This window comes from Spongiactinospora gelatinilytica, from assembly GCF_003236385.1.
Lineage (GTDB): Bacteria > Actinomycetota > Actinomycetes > Streptosporangiales > Streptosporangiaceae > Spongiactinospora > Spongiactinospora gelatinilytica.
Map to the genome: position 1 here is coordinate 1 of NZ_POUA01000652.1, position 2,094 is coordinate 2,094.

The window sequence follows — 2,094 nt, forward strand, 5'->3', positions numbered from 1 at the left end:
CCCGCGAACAGCTCCCCGCCGCCGGGCCCGAGCCCCGGCTCGGTGAAGCTGGTGATGCCGTACCCGTTCAGCTCGGCCAGCACCTCCCGCAGCACCCGGATCATGCCGCCCGCCGGAGCCGGCACCAGGCGCTGCACCAGCCCCTGGTCCCCATCGTGCAACAGCCCCTCGCCGCACACCCCGGCCAGTTCGAGCGCCCTGGAGTTGGCCCACGTCTCGTGGCCGGAGTAGTCCTGGAGCACCACGGGGTGGTGCGGGGCCACGTCGTCCAGGTCGCCCTTCGTCGGCAGGCGGCGTTCGGCCAGCTGACCCGGGTTCCAGCCGGTCCCGCGGATCCACTCGCCCGGCCCGGCCCGGCGTACCGCCTCGGCGACCCGCTCCCGCGCCTCGGCGATCGAGCCGACCGCGACGTCCAGGCAGAACGGCGGGCGGTGCAGACCGTAGCCGCACGCGTGCAGGTGCGAGTCGTTGATGCCGGGCAGCACGACGCGGCCACGGAGGTCCACCACCTCCGCGCCGGTCCAGCCCGCGGCGTCGCCGACGTGCGCGATCGTCCCGCCGCGCACCGCCAGCCCGGTCGCGTACGGCCGCGCCGGGTCCATGGTGAGCACGCGCCCGTTGAAGAAGAGCAGATCTGCCTGGTTCACGAATCATCTCCCAGATAGGCGCGCTTCAGCGCGGCATCGGACTCACGCAGCGGTGTGGGGTCGCCGCCGTAAGTGATCGTTCCGTGCGCGAGCACGTACGCCGTGTCGGCCAGGGCCAGCGCCGCGTGCGCGAACTGCTCCACCAGCAGCACCGCGCAGCCCTCGTCGGCCAGTGTCCTGATCACCGGCAGCAGGCGGCGCACGATGCCGGGGGCCAGGCCCAGCGACATCTCGTCCAGCAGCAGCGCGACGGGGCCGGTCAGGATGGCCCTGGCCAGGACGAGCATCTGCTGCTCGCCGCCGGACAGCAGCCCGGCCCGCACGTCGAGCCGGCGTTCCAGCTCGGGGAACAGCTTCACGGCCAGCGCGGGATCGCCGACCAGCGCGATGTTCTCGCGGGTGGTGAGGGTGCCGAACACGGCACGGCCCTGTTCGACGTGCGCCAGGCCGTACCGGGCCCGGCGGGTGCGCGGCCAGCCGGTGAGCACCCGGCCGCCCAGCTCGATCTCGCCCTTGACCGCCGGGACGACGCCCGAGATCGCTTCGAGCAGCGTCGTCTTGCCCGCGCCGTTCGGCCCGAGCAGGACGGTGACCCGGCCTTCGCCGGCGGTCAGCGTCACGTCCCTGACCACCGGCGGGCCGCCCCTGGCCACGCTGACGTCCCGCAGCTCAAGATCCATGGGTCGCCTCCTCCGGCTCCTCGCCCAGGTAGGCCCGCAGCACCCGGGGCTCGGCGAACACCTCGGCGGGCGGCCCCTCGGCGATCACCTCGCCGAAGTCGAGCACGGTCACGCCCGTGCAGGCCGCCCTGACCAGGTCCAGGTCGTGCTCGATGAGCAGCACCGCGGCCCCGTACCGCGCGGGCACCTGCGCGAGCCACGCGCCGAGCCGTTCGCTCTCGGCGTGCCCGAGCCCCGCGGCCGGTTCGTCGAGCACCGCGACGGCCGGGCGGGCCAGCAGTGTGCCGGCCACCTCCAGCAGCCGCCGGGTGCCCACGTCCAGCGCCGCGATCGGGTCGCCCGGCGCGACCGCGACCAGCCCGGCCAGCCTTTCGGCCAGCTCGGCGTCATCGAGCGGGCGGCGGGAGGCGAACCGCAGGTACTCGCGCACGGTGAGTCCCACCGGCACCCGGTCCTGCTGGAACGTCCGGCGCAGCCCGGCCCTGGCCCGCCGGTGCACCGACAGCCCGGCCACCTGCACGCCGCGGACCTCGACCGTGCCGCCCCCGGCGGGGACGAAGCCGCTGATCGCGTCCACCAGCGAGGACTTGCCCGCGCCGTTCGGCCCGACCAGGCCGTGGACGCCTCCGGCGGGCACGGTGAGCGCGACATCATCGACCGCGACCACCTGCCCGTACCGCACGCTCACCCCGAAGATCCGAAGGGCGTGCGGCCCGCTCGTGTCCGGGGGCGCCGTGACGGCGGGAGGCGCGGCGCCCCCGGACACG

The 2,094-nt window shown here is 75.1% G+C and carries 3 protein-coding genes; all 3 read right to left on the reverse strand.

From position 1 onward, the window contains the following. Nucleotides 1–647: amidohydrolase family protein (locus tag C1I98_RS38240; protein WP_146607907.1), on the reverse strand; the 647-nt coding region annotated here is incomplete at its 3' end. Then, nucleotides 644–1,327, reverse strand: a complete 684-nt coding sequence (locus C1I98_RS38245; RefSeq protein ID WP_111172106.1) for an ABC transporter ATP-binding protein — start codon at nt 1,325–1,327, stop codon at nt 644–646. The genes C1I98_RS38240 and C1I98_RS38245, both read right to left, overlap by 4 nt. Further along, nucleotides 1,317–2,094, reverse strand: a 778-nt coding sequence (locus C1I98_RS38250) for an ABC transporter ATP-binding protein (protein WP_146607908.1), incomplete at its 5' end; no start/stop codon positions are given. The genes C1I98_RS38250 and C1I98_RS38245, both read right to left, overlap by 11 nt.